At 62.8% G+C, this 16,151-nt stretch carries 14 protein-coding genes; 8 read left to right on the forward strand and 6 right to left on the reverse strand.

Features of this window, described 5'->3' with window-relative positions:
- The first annotated feature begins 88 nt into the window (after positions 1–88).
- The 7 genes from livH (at position 89) to nhaA (ending at position 7,676) form a co-directional block, all read left to right on the forward strand.
- The gene (gene livH / locus AA098_RS21755) at positions 89–1,012 is read left to right on the forward strand and encodes a high-affinity branched-chain amino acid ABC transporter permease LivH (RefSeq protein ID WP_003254876.1); all 924 of its coding nucleotides are present in this window, start codon (positions 89–91) and stop codon (positions 1,010–1,012) included.
- Entirely contained in the window at positions 1,009–2,265 is a 1,257-nt protein-coding gene (locus AA098_RS21760) for a high-affinity branched-chain amino acid ABC transporter permease LivM (protein WP_003254877.1), read from the forward strand. The genes livH and AA098_RS21760 overlap by 4 nt, the downstream gene beginning before the upstream one ends.
- A complete protein-coding gene (gene livG, locus AA098_RS21765) occupies positions 2,262–3,029 on the forward strand; it encodes a high-affinity branched-chain amino acid ABC transporter ATP-binding protein LivG (RefSeq protein ID WP_003254878.1) in 768 nt (255 codons plus the stop codon). Before AA098_RS21760 ends, livG begins: the two co-directional genes overlap by 4 nt.
- On the forward strand, positions 3,030–3,731 hold the full coding sequence (locus AA098_RS21770; RefSeq protein ID WP_003254879.1) for an ABC transporter ATP-binding protein: 702 nt from the start codon (positions 3,030–3,032) through the stop codon (positions 3,729–3,731).
- 88 nt (positions 3,732–3,819) lie between these two features.
- Entirely contained in the window at positions 3,820–4,494 is a 675-nt protein-coding gene (locus AA098_RS21775; protein ID WP_003254880.1) for a COG3650 family protein, read from the forward strand.
- A 103-nt stretch (positions 4,495–4,597) separates the two neighbouring features.
- On the forward strand, positions 4,598–6,205 hold the full coding sequence (locus tag AA098_RS21780; protein ID WP_064614993.1) for an NAD(P)/FAD-dependent oxidoreductase: 1,608 nt from the start codon (positions 4,598–4,600) through the stop codon (positions 6,203–6,205).
- Positions 6,206–6,482: 277 nt separating this feature from the next.
- Positions 6,483–7,676, forward strand: coding sequence for a Na+/H+ antiporter NhaA (gene nhaA / locus AA098_RS21785; RefSeq protein ID WP_173879536.1), 1,194 nt, complete (start codon positions 6,483–6,485; stop codon positions 7,674–7,676).
- Positions 7,677–7,745: 69 nt separating this feature from the next.
- Here nhaA and AA098_RS21790 read toward each other — a convergent pair whose 3' ends face one another.
- Entirely contained in the window at positions 7,746–8,210 is a 465-nt protein-coding gene (locus AA098_RS21790; protein WP_003254883.1) for a glycine zipper 2TM domain-containing protein, read from the reverse strand.
- Positions 8,211–8,357: 147 nt separating this feature from the next.
- Between AA098_RS21790 and AA098_RS21795 the strand changes: the two genes are divergently transcribed.
- Positions 8,358–8,591 carry a hypothetical protein gene (locus tag AA098_RS21795; protein ID WP_003254884.1) on the forward strand — a complete coding sequence of 78 codons (234 nt, stop codon included), beginning with the start codon at positions 8,358–8,360 and terminating at the stop codon, positions 8,589–8,591.
- 39 nt (positions 8,592–8,630) lie between these two features.
- Here the strand turns inward: AA098_RS21795 and pdxH are convergent, their stop codons facing one another.
- The 5 genes from pdxH to dinG form a co-directional block, all read right to left on the reverse strand.
- The gene (pdxH, locus tag AA098_RS21800) at positions 8,631–9,278 is read right to left on the reverse strand and encodes a pyridoxamine 5'-phosphate oxidase (RefSeq protein WP_003254885.1); all 648 of its coding nucleotides are present in this window, start codon (positions 9,276–9,278) and stop codon (positions 8,631–8,633) included.
- Positions 9,279–9,297: 19 nt separating this feature from the next.
- Positions 9,298–10,275: an OmpA family protein gene (locus AA098_RS21805; RefSeq protein ID WP_003254886.1), complete on the reverse strand. Its 978-nt coding sequence runs from the start codon at positions 10,273–10,275 to the stop codon at positions 9,298–9,300.
- A gap of 99 nt (positions 10,276–10,374) precedes the next feature.
- A complete protein-coding gene (locus tag AA098_RS21810; RefSeq protein ID WP_004576208.1) occupies positions 10,375–11,520 on the reverse strand; it encodes an EstA family serine hydrolase in 1,146 nt (381 codons plus the stop codon).
- 134 nt (positions 11,521–11,654) lie between these two features.
- Complete coding sequence (locus tag AA098_RS21815; RefSeq protein ID WP_060538669.1) at positions 11,655–13,889, reverse strand: beta-galactosidase; 2,235 nt, start codon at positions 13,887–13,889, stop codon at positions 11,655–11,657.
- Positions 13,890–13,968: 79 nt separating this feature from the next.
- Positions 13,969–16,113, reverse strand: coding sequence for an ATP-dependent DNA helicase DinG (gene dinG / locus AA098_RS21820; RefSeq protein WP_064614995.1), 2,145 nt, complete (start codon positions 16,111–16,113; stop codon positions 13,969–13,971).
- Positions 16,114–16,151: the final 38 nt, after the last annotated feature.

Here is a 16,151-nt window from a genome sequence, read left to right on the forward strand (position 1 = left end):
TCACCTGAAAATCTTAAAACCGTCACCCGCGGTTTCCTGGCCGTACCCCTGCCAGTGAAATGCAAATCAGGTTTTTAGGAGCGCTGTAATGCCTGAGATCTACCATTTCTTCCAACAACTGGTTAATGGATTGACCATCGGCAGCACCTATGCCTTGATCGCCATCGGCTACACGATGGTGTACGGCATCATTGGCATGATCAACTTCGCCCACGGCGAGGTGTACATGATCGGTTCCTACGTGGCCTTCATTGCCCTGGCGGGCCTGGCCATGATGGGTATCCATTCGCTGCCGATCCTGATGACCGTCGCCTTCGTCGCGACGATCTTCGTCACCAGTGCCTATGGCTACAGCATCGAACGGGTTGCCTACCGCCCCCTGCGCAACAGCAACCGTCTGATCCCGCTGATTTCCGCCATCGGCATGTCGATTTTCCTGCAGAACACGGTCTTGCTTTCGCAGGACTCCAAGGACAAGTCCATCCCCAACCTGATCCCCGGGAGCTTCTCCTTCGGGCCAGGCGGTGCTGAAGAAGTACTGATCAGCTACATGCAAGTCCTGGTGTTCGTTGTCACCCTGGTGGCCATGACCCTGCTCACCCTGTTCATCTCTCGTTCCCGCCTGGGCCGCGCCTGCCGCGCCTGTGCCGAGGACATCAAGATGGCCAACCTGCTGGGCATCAACACCAACAACATCATCGCCCTCACCTTCGTCATCGGTGCCGCCCTGGCTGCCGTGGCGGCCGTGCTGCTGAGCATGCAGTACGGGGTGATCAACCCCAACGCCGGTTTCCTGGTGGGCCTGAAGGCTTTCACCGCGGCGGTACTGGGTGGCATCGGCAGCATCCCGGGCGCCATGCTCGGCGGGCTGGTGCTGGGCGTGGCCGAAGCGTTCGGTGCCGATATCTTCGGCGACCAGTACAAGGACGTGGTGGCATTCGGCTTGTTGGTTCTTGTCCTGCTATTCCGGCCGACCGGCATCCTGGGCCGCCCGGAGGTTGAAAAAGTATGAACAGAAATCTCAAACAGGCGTTCTTCAGCGCCTTGCTGGTGTGGGCCGTGGCCTTCCCGGTACTGGGCCTGAAACTGAGCATCGACGGGATCAGCCTGGTCGTGCACAGTCAGGGCTCGTTCACCATCAGCATCATCGCCGTGTGTTCGGTGCTGATGTTCCTGCGCGTGCTGTTCGACAAGCAGTGGAGTTCGGTGATGGGCCGCCGATCGGATCGCAAGCTGATCCCCCCGGCAGTCAGCAACTACCTCACCCTGCCCAAGACCCAGCGCTACGTCATCATCGGGTTGATCGTGATGGCACTGGTATGGCCGTTCTTCGGCTCTCGCGGTGCGGTCGACATCGCCACGCTGATCCTGATCTACGTGTTGCTGGGCCTGGGCCTGAACATCGTGGTCGGCCTGGCGGGCCTGCTCGACCTCGGCTACGTAGGCTTCTATGCCGTCGGTGCCTACAGCTACGCCATGCTCTCGCATTACCTGGGCTGGAGCTTCTGGGTGTGCCTGCCGATTGCCGGCCTGATGGCTGCCACCTTCGGCTTCCTGCTCGGCTTCCCGGTGCTGCGCCTGCGTGGTGACTACCTGGCGATCGTGACCCTCGGTTTCGGTGAGATCATCCGCCTGTTCCTGCGTAACCTCACCGATTGGACCGGCGGCCCCAACGGCATCAGCAACATCCCCAAGCCGGAGTTCTTCGGCCTGACCTTCGAACGCCGTGCGGCCGAGGGCATGCAGACCTTCCACGAGTTCTTCGGGCTGCAATACAACTCGATCAACAAGGTCATCTTCCTGTACCTGGTGGCCCTGCTGCTGGCCCTGCTGGCGTTGTTCGTGATCAACCGCCTGCTGCGCATGCCGATCGGCCGTGCCTGGGAAGCCCTGCGTGAAGACGAGATCGCCTGCCGTGCACTGGGCCTGAACCCGACCGTGATCAAGCTCTCGGCATTCACCCTGGGTGCCTGCTTCGCCGGTTTCGCCGGCAGCTTCTTCGCCGCGCGCCAAGGCCTGGTGACGCCGGAGTCGTTCACCTTCATCGAGTCGGCGATCATCCTCGCCATCGTCGTGCTGGGTGGCATGGGTTCACAACTGGGCGTGATTCTCGCGGCCATCGTGATGATCCTGCTGCCTGAGCTGATGCGTGAGTTCAGCGAATACCGCATGCTGATGTTCGGTGCGCTGATGGTGTTGATGATGATCTGGCGTCCGCAAGGCCTGCTGCCTATGCAACGTCCACACATGGAGCTGCGTCGATGAGCCGCGAAATTCTGCAAGTCAGCGGCCTGAGCATGCGCTTCGGCGGCTTGTTGGCGGTCAACGGCGTGGCCCTGACCGTCAAGGAAAAACAGGTGGTGGCGTTGATCGGCCCGAACGGCGCCGGCAAGACCACCGTGTTCAACTGCCTGACCGGCTTCTACAAGCCCAGCGGCGGTACCATCCTGCTCGATGGCCAGCCGATTCAGGGCCTGGCCGGCCACCAGATCGCCCGCAAGGGCGTGGTGCGGACCTTCCAGAACGTGCGGCTGTTCAAGGAAATGACCGCACTGGAAAACCTGCTGATCGCCCAGCACCGCCACCTCAACACCAACTTCTTCGCCGGCCTGTTCAAGACCCCGAGCTTCCGCCGCAGCGAGAAGGAGGCCATGGAACGCGCGCAGTACTGGCTGGAGAAGGTCAACCTGACCGAGTTCGCCAACCGTACGGCCGGCACCCTCGCCTACGGGCAGCAACGCCGCCTCGAAATTGCCCGCTGCATGATGACCCAGCCACGCATCATCATGCTCGATGAACCGGCAGCCGGCCTGAACCCGAAGGAAACCGAAGACCTCAAGGCTCTGATCGCCTACCTGCGTGAGTCGCACAACGTCACCGTGCTGCTGATCGAGCACGACATGAAGCTGGTGATGAGCATTTCCGACCATATCGTGGTGATCAACCAGGGTACCCCCCTGGCCCATGGCACGCCGGAGGAGATCCGCGACAACCCTGACGTGATCAAAGCCTACCTGGGGGAAGCGTAAATGCTGAAGTTCGAAAACGTTTCCACTTTCTACGGCAAGATCCAGGCGCTGCACAGCGTCAACGTGGAGATCAACCAGGGCGAGATCGTCACCCTGATCGGCGCTAACGGTGCCGGCAAGTCGACCTTGCTGATGACCCTGTGCGGCTCGCCGCAGGCGCACAGCGGCAGCATCAAGTACCTGGGTGAAGAGCTGGTCGGCCAGCCGTCCTCGCACATCATGCGCAAAAGCATCGCGGTAGTGCCGGAAGGCCGTCGCGTGTTCGCTCGCCTGACGGTCGAGGAAAACCTGGCCATGGGCGGTTTCTTCACCGACAAGGGCGACTATCAGGAGCAACTGGACAAGGTCCTGCAACTGTTCCCGCGCCTGAAAGAGCGTTACATCCAGCGCGGCGGCACCATGTCCGGTGGCGAGCAGCAGATGCTGGCCATCGGCCGGGCGCTGATGAGCAAGCCCAAGCTGCTGCTGCTCGACGAGCCTTCGCTGGGCCTGGCGCCGATCATCATCCAGCAGATCTTCGACATCATCGAACAGCTGCGCCGCGATGGCGTGACGGTGTTCCTGGTGGAGCAGAACGCCAACCAGGCGCTGAAGATCGCTGACCGGGCGTATGTGCTGGAGAACGGTCGGGTGGTGATGCAGGGCACCGGTGAGGCACTGCTGACCGACCCGAAGGTGCGCGATGCCTACCTGGGGGGTTGAATGAAAAAGGGCCTTCGGGCCCTTTTTTCTGCCCGCAGGACGTGTATCGTGGCCAGCTCTTTGGCAAAGATTCCCCGGAGCCCGCCCCATGCGCCTCACCCCTACCCTGCTGCTCAGTGCCCTGCTGCCGCTGTTCGCTGGCTGCCAGCTACTGGCCGAGCAGCCCCGTGACCCGAACATCGGCACCACACGCATGCAGGGCGAACTGAGCGCCAACGGCGGCCGCCTGTTGTTCAAGCCCTGCAGCGAAGCACGCCGCTTCGTGATCAACGACGTCGCCGGCACCGGCATCCTGCAAGAGTCCGCCAACCTGGCCAAGGACGCCAATGCCAAGTTGTTCGCCGACGTGCGCGGTCGCCTCACGGGCGCCAAGCAGGCCGACAACGACGGCCAGCTGGAAGTCAGCCGCCTGTACCGCCTGGAACCCTCCACCCGCGCTTGCGACGACCCCAACTTCAAGCAGCTGACCCTGCGCGCCAATGGCCATGAACCGGACTGGGACATCAAGGCCAGCGGCAAGGGCATGGTGCTCAACCGCATCGGCAAAGACCCGCTGCCACTGCCATTTCTCGAAGAAGAAGTGCCCGGCGGCGGCCTGACCCTCACCAGCGAAGCCAACGGCCAGCACGTGGAACTGTGGGTCGCCCCGCAACGCTGCGTCGACAGCGCCACCGGCGCCATCCACCACCTGCGCGCCGAACTGCGCATCGACGGCCAGACCCTGCGCGGCTGCGGTTACTACGGTGGTGCGCGCGACAACTGATCGCCGGGCGCTTTTATCCTGCCAGTCAGGGCGTCTAACAGCTTATACTTGGCGGTTTGTGTAAAGCCGCCGGCCGCCCATGGCCGGGATACTGGACCCTGCCATGCTACGAATCACCGAACTGAAGCTGCCCCTGGACCATCCCGACGAAGCGTTGCGCGAAGCCATCGTCCAGCGCTTGGGCATCCGCGACGAGCAACTGCTCAGCTTCAACCTGTTCAAGCGCAGCTACGATGCGCGCAAGAAGAACAGCGAACTGCTGTTCATCTACACCATCGACCTGGAAGCCAGCAACGAAGCCGAGCTGCTCAGCAAGTTCGCCGATGATCGCAACATCGGCCCAGCCCCACACGTCACCTACAAGTTTGTCGGCCAGGCCCCGGCAGGCCTGCAGGAGCGCCCGATCGTGGTCGGTTTCGGCCCGTGCGGCATCTTTGCCGGCCTGTTGCTGGCACAAATGGGCTTCAAGCCGATCATCCTCGAACGCGGCAAGGAAGTGCGCCAGCGCACCAAGGACACCTGGGGCCTGTGGCGTAAAAGCGTGCTCAACCCTGAGTCCAACGTGCAGTTCGGTGAAGGCGGCGCCGGTACCTTCTCGGACGGCAAGCTGTACAGCCAGATCAAGGACCCGCAACACCACGGCCGCAAAGTGCTGGAAGAATTCGTCAAGGCCGGTGCGCCAGACGAAATCCTGTACATCAACAAGCCGCACATCGGCACCTTCCGCCTCACCGGCATGGTCGAACAGATGCGCCAGGACATGATCGCCCTAGGGGCCGACGTGCGCTTCCAGGAGAAGGTCACCGACCTGTTGATCGAAGATGGCCAACTGACCGGTGTAGTGCTCGAAAGCGGCGAGCAGTTGCACTCTCGCCATGTGGTATTGGCCCTGGGCCACAGCGCCCGCGACACCTTCCGCATGCTGCACGCAAAAGGTGTCTACATGGAAGCCAAGCCGTTCTCGGTGGGCTTCCGTATCGAGCACCCGCAAACGCTGATCGACAAGGCACGTCTGGGCAAGTACGCCGGCCACCCGAAACTGGGTGCCGCCGACTACAAGCTGGTTTACCACGCCAAGAATGGCCGCTCGGTATACAGCTTCTGCATGTGTCCGGGTGGCACCGTGGTCGCGGCCACCAGCGAGCCTGGGCGGGTCGTCACCAACGGCATGAGCCAGTATTCGCGTAACGAGCGCAACGCCAACTCCGGCATCGTCGTCGGCATCGACCCCGAGCGCGACTACCCGGGTGGCCCGTTGGCCGGTATCGAACTGCAGGAGCGCCTGGAGGCGCACGCCTATGTAATGGGCGGCAGCAACTACCAGGCCCCGGCGCAGCTGGTGGGTGATTTTGTCGCCGGCCGGCCCTCGACCGCACTGGGCAGTGTCGAGCCGTCCTACAAGCCGGGCGTGACCTTGGGTGACCTGGCGCCGAGCCTGCCGGACTTCGCCATTGAGGCGATTCGGGAGGCACTGCCGGCGTTCGACCGGCAGATCAAGGGCTATAACCTGCATGATGCGGTGTTGACCGGGATCGAGACGCGTACCTCGTCGCCACTGCGGATTACCCGCGGTGAGGATTACCAGAGCCTGAACCTCAAAGGGCTATTCCCGGCGGGTGAAGGGGCCGGGTACGCGGGCGGGATCCTGTCAGCCGGTGTGGATGGCATTCGCATCGCAGAGGCGGTGGCGCGGGATATGCTCGGCCTCTGACTCTTTATCGACTGACAGGGCCTCTTCGCGGGTAAACCCGCTCCTACACGGAACAATGGTCCCCTGTAGGAGCGGGTTTACCCGCGAAAGGGCCCGGTCCGGCATCAGACTATTCCGGCACCTACTCCAGACTTCCCCTCCCCCATCCTTCCCCAAATCCGTCTAGGCTTGCCCCAGGCCTGTCAGCAACAACATATAACAAAAACGAATATGTTTTTTGTTTTAAGGAACATCGTCACAGGCTAGGGTGTACGCCCGCACCCTTCGTAAACTGCTCATGGAGGGCCTAAAGCCCGTGCGTAGCCTGTTTACCCGTTTCTTCCAGCTCGAAGCTGCCAGCGGCCTGCTGCTGATCGCCGCCGCCGTTCTGGCCCTGATCATCAACAACTCGCCACTGTCCTACCTGTACGGCGGCTTGCTCGACGTACCCGTCGCCGTCCAGGTCGGCGCGCTGAACATCGCCAAGCCATTGCTACTGTGGATCAACGACGGCCTGATGGCCCTGTTCTTCCTGCTCATCGGCCTGGAGGTCAAACGCGAGGTGGTCGACGGTCACCTGTCCAAGCCCTCACAAGTGATTCTGCCTGCCACCGCAGCCGTGGGCGGCATGGTGGTGCCAGCGCTGATCTACTGGTTCATCAACCGTGACAACCCTGCAGCCGTGGCAGGCTGGGCGATCCCTACCGCCACCGACATCGCCTTCGCCCTCGGCGTCCTGGCCCTGCTCGGCAAGCGCGTACCGGTGTCACTGAAGTTGTTCCTGATGACCCTGGCGATCATCGACGACCTGGGTGCGATCATTGTCATCGCCCTGTTCTACTCCGGCACCCTGTCGAGTGTGTCGCTGCTGCTGGCTGCGGCCTGTCTGGTGGTACTGGTGGCGATGAACCGGCTTGGCGTCGTCAAGCTCGGGCCCTACATGATCGTTGGCCTGATCCTGTGGGTCTGCGTGCTCAAAAGTGGCGTGCACGCCACTCTGGCCGGTGTCGCCCTGGCCCTTTGCATCCCGCTGCGTACACGCAATGCTGAATCGTCACCTCTTTTGGCGCTGGAACACGCCCTGCACCCTTGGGTGGCCTATGCCATCCTGCCCATTTTCGCCTTCGCCAATGCCGGCGTTTCGCTGGCAGGCATGACCGTAGACAGCTTCACCCACCCCGTGCCGATGGGCATCACGGTCGGCCTGTTGCTGGGCAAGACCGTGGGGGTTTTCGGCCTGACCTGGGTGGCGGTCAAGCTGCGCCTGGCCGCGCTGCCTGCGGGTGCGGGTTGGGGGCAAATTCTGGGGGTGGCGATACTCTGCGGCATTGGCTTCACCATGAGCCTGTTCGTAGGCTCGCTCGCCTTCGCCCCGGGTAGCAGTGAGTATGCCGGCATGGACCGCATGGGTATTCTTACTGGTTCGTTCTTTGCCGCGGTGATCGGCTACGCCGTCACCGCAATGGCCAGCCGCAAAACCAGCGTTGCCTGACTTGGCTGAAGCATGAAAAAACCCCGACTGGCAGCAGCCATGTCGGGGTTTTGTTTTACTGCGCTACGGTCAGTGCGAAACGCGGCTGGTACCGTCAACTGTCATGATGCGCACGCGCTCGCCAACGCGGAAGACTTCGTTCTCCTGCACGGCCTGCACATAGGCGCGCATGCTGCCATCATCTTCACGAACGGTAATTTCGACACCTTGGGTACGGGTCAGGCCTTCTTCTGCTGCGGAACCCGCCAAGCCACCGGCCACGGCACCGATCACGGCAGCCACGATGCTGCCACGACCACCGCCCACGGCGCTGCCGGCAACGCCACCCACAATGGCACCGGCACCGCCGCCAATCGGGGTCTTGGTGCCCTCGATCTTGACCGGGCGCAGGGATTCGATGGTACCCATACGCACGGTTTGCACGCGGCGGGCTTCGTCACGAGAGTAGCTGTCACCGGTCAGGCTCGAGGCACAGCCCCCCAGCAGCAGCGACATGGTGGTAAAGGTCGCCACCAGCAAAGCGGATTTACGCATGGGTAAAGTCTCCATAAGTCAGGTGCTCATTAGACGCTGCACATTGACGGCTGTCACGGTACAAACGTAATAAAATTGTTTTCATTCAGCCGGGGTACAGCCTGCCGGGCTGTGTCGAAGGCCTTTCAAGTGAGACCAAGAATAGCCATGGATTACTTCATCGTCGTGGTCACCACCGTTACGGGACTGTATTTCCACTGGTGGTTGTATGTGCGCATGCGCCGCTGGATGGACCGCGACCTGGCGTTGTCGCTGGCAGGGGCCGATCCTGAAAAACGCGCGTTCATGCTGGAAAGGTTGGCGCAGGCGCGCCAGGAGAAGGTGGGGCGTAAGCAACTGGCGGGGTGGTTGGAGCGCGAGGCGGCAGGTTATCCGGGGTAGCTTGATCAATGGCTGGGGCCGCTTGGCGGCCCCAGTTGCTCAGGGCGCCAGCCGCTCTCGCAGCCACTGCCCATCCACCAGCCGATAGTTCAAACGATCATGCAGGCGGCTTGCCCGCCCCTGCCAGAACTCGATGCGCTCGGGCAACAAACGGTATCCCCCCCAATGCTCAGGGCAGTGCGGCTGGGTGTCGGAGAAACGCGCTTCGGTGGCCTTAACCAGGCCCTCCAGCTCTTCACGCCCGGCAATCACGCGGCTCTGTGGCGAAGCCCAAGCCCCTAGGCGACTGCCCAGCGGGCGTACCTGGTAGTAGGCATCCGACTCCTGCGCCGTGACCTTCTGCACCCGGCCCTCAATGCGCACCTGACGTTCCAGGGCCGGCCAGAAGAAGGTCATTGCCGCAAAGGGGTTGGCTTGCAGTTGCTGGCCCTTGGCGCTGTCATAGTTGGTGAAGAAGGTGAAACCCTGCTCGTCGAGCCCCTTCAACAGCAAAACACGGCAATGCGGGCGACCTTCGCCGTCCACCGTGGCCAAGGTCATGGCGTTGGCTTCTACCGGTACCTGCTCGGTTTTCACCGCATCGGCGAACCACTGGTGGAACAGGGCGAACGGCTCCCCTGGTGCCTGGGCTTCGGCCAGGCCATCACGGGTGTAGTCGCGGCGCATATCGGCCAGGGATTGGGTCATTACTGCGGTTCCTTGACGATCAGTTGGTCTTCGCAGGGCTGTTGGCAGCTACTTTCTTGTCAACGGCAGCTTTCTTGGCGGCAGGCTTGGCCGGCGCAGCTTTTTTCTTGGCTGCAGTCTTCGCAGGCGTTTTGGCCTTGGCTACAGGTTTCTTCGCCGCAGCCTTGACGGCCGGTTTGCTGCCAGCGGCCTTGGCGGCGGGTGCCTTGGCATCCTGCACCGCCACCATCGAGGCCGGGACGGGTGCCGGGGCGGCCTGCTGGTATTTGGCCAGCAGCGCGACCATGGTGTTTTGCGGGGTCAGCAACATTTCCACGCGGCGGTTCAGGGCGCGCCCCTCGGCGCTGTCGTTGGCAGCGCGCGGCATCACCGAACCCATGCCCTTGAGGGTCAGGCGGTCACGCTGCAGGCCGCTGAGGCGGAAGATGGCCGATACCGAAGCGGCGCGCTCCAGGCTGAGCTTCTGGTTGGCAACGGCGGCACCGCTGCTGTCGGCATGGCCCAGTACCAGTACGGCAGTCTTGGGGTCGCCTTCGACTGTCTTGGCGACGCGGGTGATCGGGCCCAGGGACATGGGCAGCAACATGTTCGGGCGATCGGGATTGTACGAGCTGTCCACCGGCAGGGTTACCGCCAGCACATTGTCACGACGCTCCAGCTCCAGCTTGCTGTCCTTGATCGCTTCGCGCAGCTTGGGCTCGTATTCGTCCAGCCAGGCCTGAGTGGCCTTCTGATCGATCTTTGGCACCACCGGCCCCTTGGCTTGCTTGTCGTCACCGCCAAACGGCCACCACCAGCGGCTGGAGCTTTCGGATTTGGCATCGGCTTTGGCCACGTTTTCAGTGACGGCTGACTTCACTTCCTGCTCGGCAACCTTGTCCGAACCGAAAGGCCACCAGCTGGAGCCACCTTCCTTGGAGCCGTCCGGGGAGTGACTGGCGCAGCCGGTAACGGCGGTCAGGCACAGGGCGAGTGCTAAGGTTTTATGTGAAGACATCAGCGATACACCATGAAATAGAAAGATATTTTGCCTACGAACTTCAGGCGTTGGCATTGAGGATAGTCAAAGGGGTGTGGCAATACCCGCATTACCCGATCAAAGGCAACTGGCAAGGACGCGTACCAGTTTCTGGGCGCGTGGGTCCATCAGCACGTAAGGGCCGAGGGTATTGACCACAAAACCGAAGGCCACATCGTACTCCGGGTCGGCAAAACCGACCGAACCACCGGCACCGGGGTGGCCAAAGGCGCGGGCGCCGAGACCAAAGGTGGCATTGGCCACATCGGGCTGGTCGAGCATGCAGCCCAGGCCGAAACGGGTCTGGGTGAGCAAGGTACGGTCCTGGCCAAGGCTATGCTCGCGGGTCAGCTCATCGAGCAGTTCGGATTCAAGCAGGCTGCCGTCCAGCAGCCCGGCATAGAACCCTGCCAGGCTGCGTGCGTTGCCATGGCCATTGGCCGCTGGCTGCTGCATGCGCCGCCATTCCGGTTTGTTGGTGCTGGTCAGTATCGCGGGCGGATTGGTAAAGGCACGGGTCGACAGTGCCTCAGGCTCGCGCATGGTCACCTGCAGCAAGCGTTGCGCTGCACTGTCTCCAGCATTGCCCTTGCCACGGGCGATATGCGCCACGCGGTGGAACTCTTCGTCGGCCAGGCCAACATGGAAATCCAGCCCCAATGGGCGGGCGGTGCGGGCCACGATCGAGTCGCCAGGGCCACGGCCGTCGGCACGGCGAATCAGCTCGCCGATCAGCCAGCCATAGGTGATGGCGGCATAGCCGTGTTCTGTGCCTGGCGTCCACCACGGTGTCTCGGCTGCCAGGGCATCGACCATGAACTGCCAGTCATACAAGGCTTCAGCCGGCAACAGCTTGCGTATGGCCGGTAAGCCGGCACGGTGGCTGAGTAGCTGACGCAAGGTGATCGACTGCTTACCCGCCTGGGCAAACTCGGGCCAGTAGTTGGCAACCGGAGCATCGAGGGCCAGCTTGCCCTCGCCGACCAGCTGCAGGGCGGTAACAGCCGCGAAAGTCTTGGTGCAGGAGAACAGGTTGGCGATGGTATCGCTGTGCCAGGCCTGCTGGCCGTCCTTGTCGGCACTGCCAGCCCACAGGTCAACGACGGTTTCGCCACCCACCTGGATGCACAGCGCGGCGCCACGCTCCTGGGGATCATCGAACAGCGCGGCAAAAGCTTCGCGCACAGCTTCGAACTTCAGCTCATAGTGACCCTGGATCTGCACCCGCTGCTCTCCGTACGACCATTATCCAAAAAGGTGTGCATTGTTTCAGTAGTTGGGTGTTTTGCAAACAGGCTTGGGCCAAGTGGTCGCGACACAAGGCCGCTCTCACCTGGGTTGACTGCATCTGCCTGATCTCAAGGGGCCGGTTTTTCCAGCTCGGCACGCAGTTGGTTCATGGTTTGCAGATTGCTTTTGCGCACGGCATCGACAAACCCTGGATAGGGCATATCGGTAATCGCCACCAGCCCAAGGTGGCCGTTCTCACCATCGAGCAGGCGACCGCTGGCCGGTTGGTCGAGGTACTGGAACCAGTGCGCACCAACGATCATAGGCTGCGCCAGGGCCGCCTTGAGGAAGTTTGCGTAGGCCGGGCCGCGATCCTCTTCCCGCGCCAGCTCCAATGGCCCCGGCCAGAACGGCCCGCGATCACGCGAGCCGAACTGGAACTCGGACACCAGCACCGGCTTGTCCAGCTCCGCCAGGCGGGCAAAGTCGTAGCCGTCCTGCGGCTTGAGGGTATAGAAGTTGAAGCTCAGAACATCGCAGAACTCGGCGCAGGCCTTGACCGCCTCCGGTGTGCTGACCGCATAGCGGCCACCCAGGAGCATGTGATTGGGCGCATGCCACTTCAACGAATCGGAAATGGTCTTGAAGTAGGTCTCGGCAAATACCCGCTGGAAGTGCTGGTAGTCACGTTCGATTTCCGGGTGCTCCGGGTCAGGCAACGGCGCCTCGAAGCCAGGATCTTCCATGAGTTCCCAAGCGGTCAGTTCGATGCCCCAGGCCTTGGACAACCCTTCCTGGTTGCGATACTTGTCGCGCAACTGCTTGAGGAATGCGCGTTTGGCTGGCACGTCGGTGGTCAGACGCAAGGTGCCGTAGGCCAGGCCATAGCGGCTCTTGGGGTCGCTTCCAGGGGCTGCCCAGGCCAGTTCGTTATCGGCGAAGTAACCGATGAGCCAAGGGTCGTCACGGTGATCACGCGCGGCGATGGCCACGGCACGTTCGGTGGCCATGGCAAAACGCGGGTCGAACGGGTCGGGCATGCGGCCCCACCAGTCCATGCCAGTGCTGATGCTGGCGTAGTCGCCTACGATCGACAGCGGCAAGGTATACGGCATGCGTCTGGCTTGGCCAAGCGCCGGCTCGCTCCAGTTGCCAATAGTGTTAAACCCCCAGGCCTGAAGGCGGTCAAGCGCATGCGCCTGCCAGCGGTCGGCATCCAGTACCGGCGGCGCGCAGCTGGCTGGCTGGCCCTCCACTGCGGGCGGGCAGGGTTTGCCATAGGTACGCTGCAGGTTGGCGGCGTAGAAGTCGAACCAGCGCCCCTGCTTGAAATTGCGCCCTTGCGACGAGGCATTGCCATCGTCGTTGTTGCTTTCGCCATAGAACGCGGCCAGTGCATCGCCCTCAGCGGGCAAGGCCTTGAACATGCCTTCGCGCCCGGCGACATACGTACGCCCGCCGTCTGCCGCCACGGCGTTTACCCCCAGGGAATAGAACGGGTGCCCATCCGGCGTTACCAGGTACCAGCGGCCATCACGCTTTTCAGTGCGAAAGAAGCCCTTGGCTGCAAAGGCCGGACCGCCCACCAGGCCACCGTAAGCGTCCAGCTGCTGCTTGCCGCGCTCTGCCAACCAGCCCTTGAGCTGTTGCTGTTCACGGGTATCGGCCGCCTTGAGCTGCTCGTCACTGGATACCTTCTCGGGCCAGTTACCGCGAGTCGACTGGCCATAAGCATCAATCAGCTCGTGGTAGGCCGCCCTGTACGCCTGGTCGTCATCCTGGATACCGACACGCTCGATCAGCAGGCTCTGCGCCACCTTGGGGCTGGGGATGCTCAGGCTGACCGAGGTCACCTGCTTGAGGTCGACTGCACCGGCACTGCTGGTCAAAAGGAGGCGCTGACCACCATGGTTCCAGGGCATCGGCGGGCCGGCGCGCATGCCCTGGTCCAGCGGCGAACTGGCCGTCAGGGGCACCAGCACGGTTTGCGCGGGCCCCGCGGGCAGGTCGATACGGCTGGTCAAGGTGCGGCCATCGCTGCCTTGCACGGTGACATCCACGGTCAATGCCCAGTCCATGGCACTTTGCAGGCGCAAGGTCAGGAACTGCCCAGCGGACCAGTCCCACACCCCACTCTGCGGGCTCAGGCGTAGGGTCGGCTGCTGGGCCGGGTTGAACACCACACGCCGCAACACCTCGCCCTCGGCCGTTTGTTCCGCGTTGTACTGCGGCATGCCGGCATCCACCGTCGCCACATTGACCACCGAAGCCGGGCGCACGAAGCTGAACAGCGTCTGCTGCCCGGCCAGCAAGGGCGAACTGCACAACAAGGCGAATACGGCGGGCAGGGTGCGGCGGATCATAAGGCTGGGGCTCTCCTTCAGGGCCCTGATGGGCCCAAGACGGGTGATGGACAATGCGCCGGCGCAAGTGCTCCGGCGGTCAGGAAATTTCCCGCCGGAACGGCGGCAGCGCATTGAGAATAGCCTTGCCGTAGCGCTGCGTGACCAAGCGCCGGTCAAGCAAGGTGATAACGCCGCGATCCTGCTCGGTACGCAGAAGGCGGCCGCAGGCCTGGATCAGCTTCAACGAGGCGTCAGGCACGGCAATTTCCATGAACGGATTGCCGCCACGTGCCTCGATCCACTCGGCCAGCGCAGCTTCGACCGGGTCGTCGGGCACAGCAAAGGGAATTTTGGCGATGACCACGTGCTCGCAATACGCACCCGGCAGGTCGACACCTTCGGCAAAGCTGGCCAGGCCAAACAGCACGCTGTGCTGGCCATCGTCGACCCGCGCCTTGTGCTTGTTCAGGGTTTCCTGCTTTGAAAGGTTACCCTGGATGAGCACCAGCTTGCGCCAGTCACGGTCCAGACCGTCAAACACATCCTGCATCTGCTTGCGTGACGAGAACAACACCAGCGCGCCACGGGCATCCTCGACGATGTTCGGCAGCTCGCGGATGATCGCCGCGGTGTGCGCTGCTGCATCGCGTGGGTCGGCCTGCAGGTCGGGGACCCGCAACAGGCCGGCATCGCCATGCACGAACGGGCTGGGCACCACGCAGGTGACTGCGTCGCGCGGCAACCCCGAGCGCATGCGGAAACGGTCGAACTTGCCCAGCGCGGTCAATGTCGCCGAGGTCACCAGCGCGCCGTGGGCCACGCTCCACAGGCTACGCCGCAGCATATCGGCGGCGAGGATGGGGCTGGCATTGACTTCGATGTCGAACAGCGCGCCACTTTCGGCCAAGGTCAGCCAGCGCGCCATGGGCGGGCTGTCTTCCGGGTCTTCGGCGGTGAAGGCCGTCCACAGCTCCCAGTTACCCTGGGCACGGGTGACCAGGCTACCGAACAGCGGATACCACTCTTCGGCCTGATGGCTGGCGATGCCGATATTGACCTCGCCGTCCATGCCTTCCTTGAGCAGGTCAGCCAGGCGGGTGAACAGATCGTTGAGGCGGGCAAAGCCCTTTTTCAGTTCGATGCCCACTTCACGAATCTGCTCCGGCACCACCCCACCCTCGAAACGGTAACGCGGGCGCTCACGGCCTTCGGTGTCCTCGCTGGGACGGAAGTCAGCCACCTGTTCACAAAGGGTGAACATGAACTGCTGCTGGGTGCGTACTTCTCGCGCCAGCTCCGGCACCTGCTCGATGTACTTGCCCAGGCCGCCGGGCAGCGGATGCTGGGCCAGCAATTTGGTCAGGTTCTTGGCGGTCTGTTCCAGCCAGTCGGCGGTGGAACGCAGCCGCGAATAATGGGCGAAATGGCCGATGGCCTTGTCTGGCAGATGATGGCCTTCGTCGAACACGTACATGGTATCGCGTGGGTCGGGTAACACTGCACCGCCACCCAGGGCCAGGTCGGCCAGGACCATGTCGTGGTTGGTGACGATCACATCGACCTTGCCCATGCCTTCGCGGGCCTTGTAGAACACGCACTGCTGGAAGTTGGGGCAGTGGCGGCCGGTGCACTGGCTGTGGTCGGTGGTCAGCCGTGCCCAGTCCTGGTCTTCCAGGGCCTCTGGCCAGCTGTCACGGTCACCGTCCCAGCGGTTGCCGGCAAGCTTCTCGATCATGCTGTTGAACAGCTTCTGGCTGCGCTCGTCGACTTCGATGCGGAAGCCTTCTTCCTCGAACAACTGAGCCGTGGCTGACTGGGCGTGGCCTTCCTGCAACAGGATGTCGAGCTTGGACAGGCACAGATAGCGGCCACGGCCCTTGGCCAGGGCGAAACTGAAGTTGAGGCCGCTGCTGCGCATCAGGTCGGGCAGGTCCTTGAAGACGATCTGTTCCTGCAGGGCCACGGTGGCCGTGGCGATCACCAGGCGTTTGCCGGCGGCCTTGGCAGCCGGGATGGCCGCCAGGCTGTAGGCTACCGTCTTGCCGGTACCGGTGCCCGCTTCCACGGCCACCACGGCAGGCTCGCCAGCGCGGCGGCCTTCATCGTCGCAGGCAATGTCGCCAAGCACTTTGGCCACTTCGGCGATCATCAGGCGCTGCCCATAGCGCGGCTTGAGGCTCTTGGCTTCGAGAAAACGCGAATAGGCGCCCTGGATAGTGGCTTTGAGTTCGTTGCTGATCATGGTCTGCAGGCGCCCGGAGGGCTGGATATATTTTCAGT

This window comes from Pseudomonas sp. JY-Q, from assembly GCF_001655295.1.
GTDB classification, from domain to species: domain Bacteria; phylum Pseudomonadota; class Gammaproteobacteria; order Pseudomonadales; family Pseudomonadaceae; genus Aquipseudomonas; species Aquipseudomonas alloputida.